The organism is Xanthomonas sp. SHU 166, assembly GCF_000364685.1.
Classification (GTDB): domain Bacteria; phylum Pseudomonadota; class Gammaproteobacteria; order Xanthomonadales; family Xanthomonadaceae; genus Xanthomonas_A; species Xanthomonas_A sontii.
The window spans coordinates 1-3,080 of the sequence record NZ_AQOJ01000202.1; the positions used below are offsets into that span (position 1 = coordinate 1).

The following is a 3,080-nucleotide window of genomic DNA, read 5'->3' on the forward strand; positions in this document are numbered from 1 at the left end:
CCGCGGCGCGTGGCTGACCGGCCGTCGCGCGACCGCGCCTGCAGCAGGTGGCCGGTCGGCACGCAGGCCACAGCCATGGCATGCTGCACGCGGGGCCGCGCCTGGCGGGAGCAGGTGCGGTGGGGACGGTGGACGCACCGGGCACGGCGGCGTCCACCGCGGCGATGCACTTTCTTGCGGTGACGCCATGCGCACGCACGGGACCTTGATTCAGTGGAGCGAGGAGCGCGGCTGCGGCCGGGTGCGCCTTGCCCATCGTGAGACCGAAGCCGAGGTGCAACGCGCGGCGTTTCCTGCCGACGGCGTTCCCCCGCGGGTGGGCGAACTGATCTCCTTCGACCTGGAGCACGACGCGCAAGGACGGCCGCGGGCCTTGCGGGTGATGCGTCCCGGTCGGGCGCCTGCATCGCCCGCGCGTGCGGCACCGCGTCCGCGTCGCGGTCTCTGGCTCGGCGTGCTGATGCTGCTGGCGGTGCTCGCGATCGCGGCCTACGCAGCGCTGCGCTTCGTGGCGGCACCGCAGGCAAGCCCTGCGCCGCCCTCGGTGCCGGAGTCGTCAGTGGCCACCGCGCGCACCGCGCCCACGACGGCGCCCGCCTTCCACTGCGACGGCCGCACGCACTGCGCGCAGATGACCTCGTGCGACGAAGCGGTGTACTTCCTGCAGCACTGCCCGGGTGTGGAGATGGACGGCAACCACGACGGCGTGCCGTGCGAGCGGCAGTGGTGCCGATCTTCGCGTTGAGCGTCTGCAGCCGCGTGGGCAACGCGGGGTCTTGACCGGGCCGTGATCCGCACTCCGTTACGGTCGCCGATTGCCTGCAGGTGACGCATGACCGAGCCACGTCTTTCCCCCGCCAAGACCCGCGCCCTGTCGCTGGGTCTGTTTGTCTTCGTCGCGGTCTTCGCCGCCATCGTCTGGTCGCTGCTGCGCCCGTACGGTTCGGTGTACTTCTTCCCGGTGCATTTCCTGGTCGGGCTGGGCCTGCCGTTCCTGTTCTACGCGCTGGGCGCCAACCGCGCCGCGTTCCTCGCCGGGCTGGGGCTGACCGTGATCGTCCTGGTGCTGTTCAACCTGTGGGGCGACCAGGTCGGTGGGATCGGTCCGCGCGTGTTTGACTGGGCGCATGCCGTGGCCGGGATCCTGGGCATGCTGCTGGCCTACGGCGTGTTCCGCCTGTCCACCCGTGTGCGCCAGCGCCACGTGCGCTGAGCGGTCCTCACTCCGCGTCGTCGCTGCGGGTGAACGGCGCCAGCCGCAGTTTCACCCGGTGCTCCACGCCGGCTGGGCACTGCCCCGGCGCCGGTCCGCGGAAATAGCTGCGCTGCCAGCCTTCGCGGCTGGCGCTGGAATCGGGCTGCGCCAGGTCGTGCAGGAACTGGCCACGGCTGCGCATCCACGCCTGGTGCTCGCGCTCCAGCTCCGGCGTCTGCGACAACGGCTGCCAGCGCGGTTCGGTCTCGGCCAGCACCCGTCGCTGCACCGGGAAGAAGTGGCAGAACGGCTCGCCGGCCTCGAACCGGACCCGGCCGGGCCGGGTGAACTGCCAGTTCATGGTGAAGGTGTACGGACTCCAGTCTGTCTCGATCAGCCCGGTGAGCCCGGCGATGCCGTCCTTGGGCCGATTCACCGGCGCAGTGACGTACAGGTCCACGCCGGCCTCGGTGCGGAACAGGCACGGCACGTGGAAGGTGAGCACGCCGTAGCCGAAGTGGCTGACCGCCGGCGCGTGCGTCCCAGGTGCCGGTTGCACGCGCAGGTCGTCGAGCGCGTTGCCGCCGTTCCACTCGGCCTCGAACGCGGTCTGGCACAGCAGCTCCCAACCGTGCGCGTTGGCGATGTCCAGCGGCAGGCAACGGTAGGCGTAGCGCTCGGCGGTCTGGTCCATCCACGGCCGCTCGCGCGGCGCAGGGCGCACGTCGAGGGTGTGGCCGTCGAGAACGTGGGCGGTGAGTTTCATGGCGCGTGCAGGACGATGGACCAGCGCCGAGTGTGACGCCAAGCCGCGGCCTTGGCGACCGCGGCTTGGCGGGCGGCGACGCTCAGGCCGCTTCGAAGTCCAGCAGCGCCACGCCGTCGCCGACCAGCTCGCCCTCGCGCACGCGAAAGCTCTGCACGGTGCCGTCGGCCGGCGCCTGCAGGGTGTGCTCCATCTTCATCGCCTCCAGCACCAGCAGCGGCGTGCCGCGGCGCACCTGGGTGCCGGGTGCGACCAGCAGGGCGACGATGCGCCCCGGCATCGGCGCGGTCAGGCCGCCGCCTTCCACCGCCGGCTGGTCGGCCTCGGCGACCGGGTCGTGGCGTTCGAACAGGTAGCCGTGGCCGTCGACGAACAGGTGCAGCTGCGTGCCGGCGAACACCGCATCGGCCTGCACCCGCTGTGTGCCGAGGAACGCGGACAGGCGCCCGTCGCGCAACTGGCCGCTCGCCTCGAGCGGCTCCTGCGCCGGCGCGGCGTGGATCCGCCAGCCGCCGGCATGCGCGGTCAGCTGCAACGTGCGTTGCGTTTCGCCATGTTGCAGGGTCAGCGCACGCGGCGCCGGCGCGCCCAGCCGCCAGCCGTCGCGCAGATCCCACGGCGAGTGCGGATCGGCAGTCTGCGCCGCCGGCGCGTGCTCGTGCAGTTGCCAAGTCAGCGCCGCCAGGCTCCACAGCGCGTCGGTGGTCGGGACGGGGGTGTCGAACAAGGCGGCGTGCTCGCGCTCGATCAGCGCGGTGTCCAGGTCCGCCTGCGCGAACGCGCTGGTGCCGACCAGGCGCTGCAGGAACGCGGCATTGGTCGACACGCCGACCACCTGGCACGCCGCCAGCGCCGCCTGCATGCGCCGCAGCGCGCGCTCGCGGGTCACGTCCCAGACGATCAGCTTGGCGATCATCGGATCGTAGTGCGGGCCGATCACATCGCCCTGTTCGACACCGGCATCGACCCGGGTATGCGCATCGGCGGCGGGCAGGCGCAGATGCTGCAGCGTGCCGATCGAGGGCAGGAACCCGCGCGCCGGGTCTTCGGCGTACAGCCGCGCTTCCAGCGCATGGCCGTGGATCGCCAGTTCGTGCTGGCGCTGCGGCAGCGGCTGGC

At 72.2% G+C, this 3,080-nt stretch carries 4 protein-coding genes; 2 read left to right on the forward strand and 2 right to left on the reverse strand.

Annotated features, from left to right (window positions below):
* The first annotated feature begins 187 nt into the window (after positions 1-187).
* Both D180_RS07000 and D180_RS07005 read left to right on the forward strand, forming a co-directional pair.
* Positions 188-745: an excalibur calcium-binding domain-containing protein gene (locus D180_RS07000; protein WP_017912231.1), complete on the forward strand. Its 558-nt coding sequence runs from the start codon at positions 188-190 to the stop codon at positions 743-745.
* 87 nt (positions 746-832) lie between these two features.
* Positions 833-1,213, forward strand: a complete 381-nt coding sequence (locus D180_RS07005) for a hypothetical protein (protein WP_017912232.1) — start codon at positions 833-835, stop codon at positions 1,211-1,213.
* 7 nt (positions 1,214-1,220) lie between these two features.
* Here D180_RS07005 and D180_RS07010 read toward each other — a convergent pair whose 3' ends face one another.
* Both D180_RS07010 and D180_RS07015 read right to left on the reverse strand, forming a co-directional pair.
* Positions 1,221-1,961 carry a DUF6065 family protein gene (locus D180_RS07010; RefSeq protein WP_017912233.1) on the reverse strand — a complete coding sequence of 247 codons (741 nt, stop codon included), beginning with the start codon at positions 1,959-1,961 and terminating at the stop codon, positions 1,221-1,223.
* Positions 1,962-2,043: 82 nt separating this feature from the next.
* On the reverse strand, positions 2,044-3,080 hold a 1,037-nt coding region (locus D180_RS07015), incomplete at its 5' end, for a biotin/lipoyl-containing protein (protein WP_017912234.1).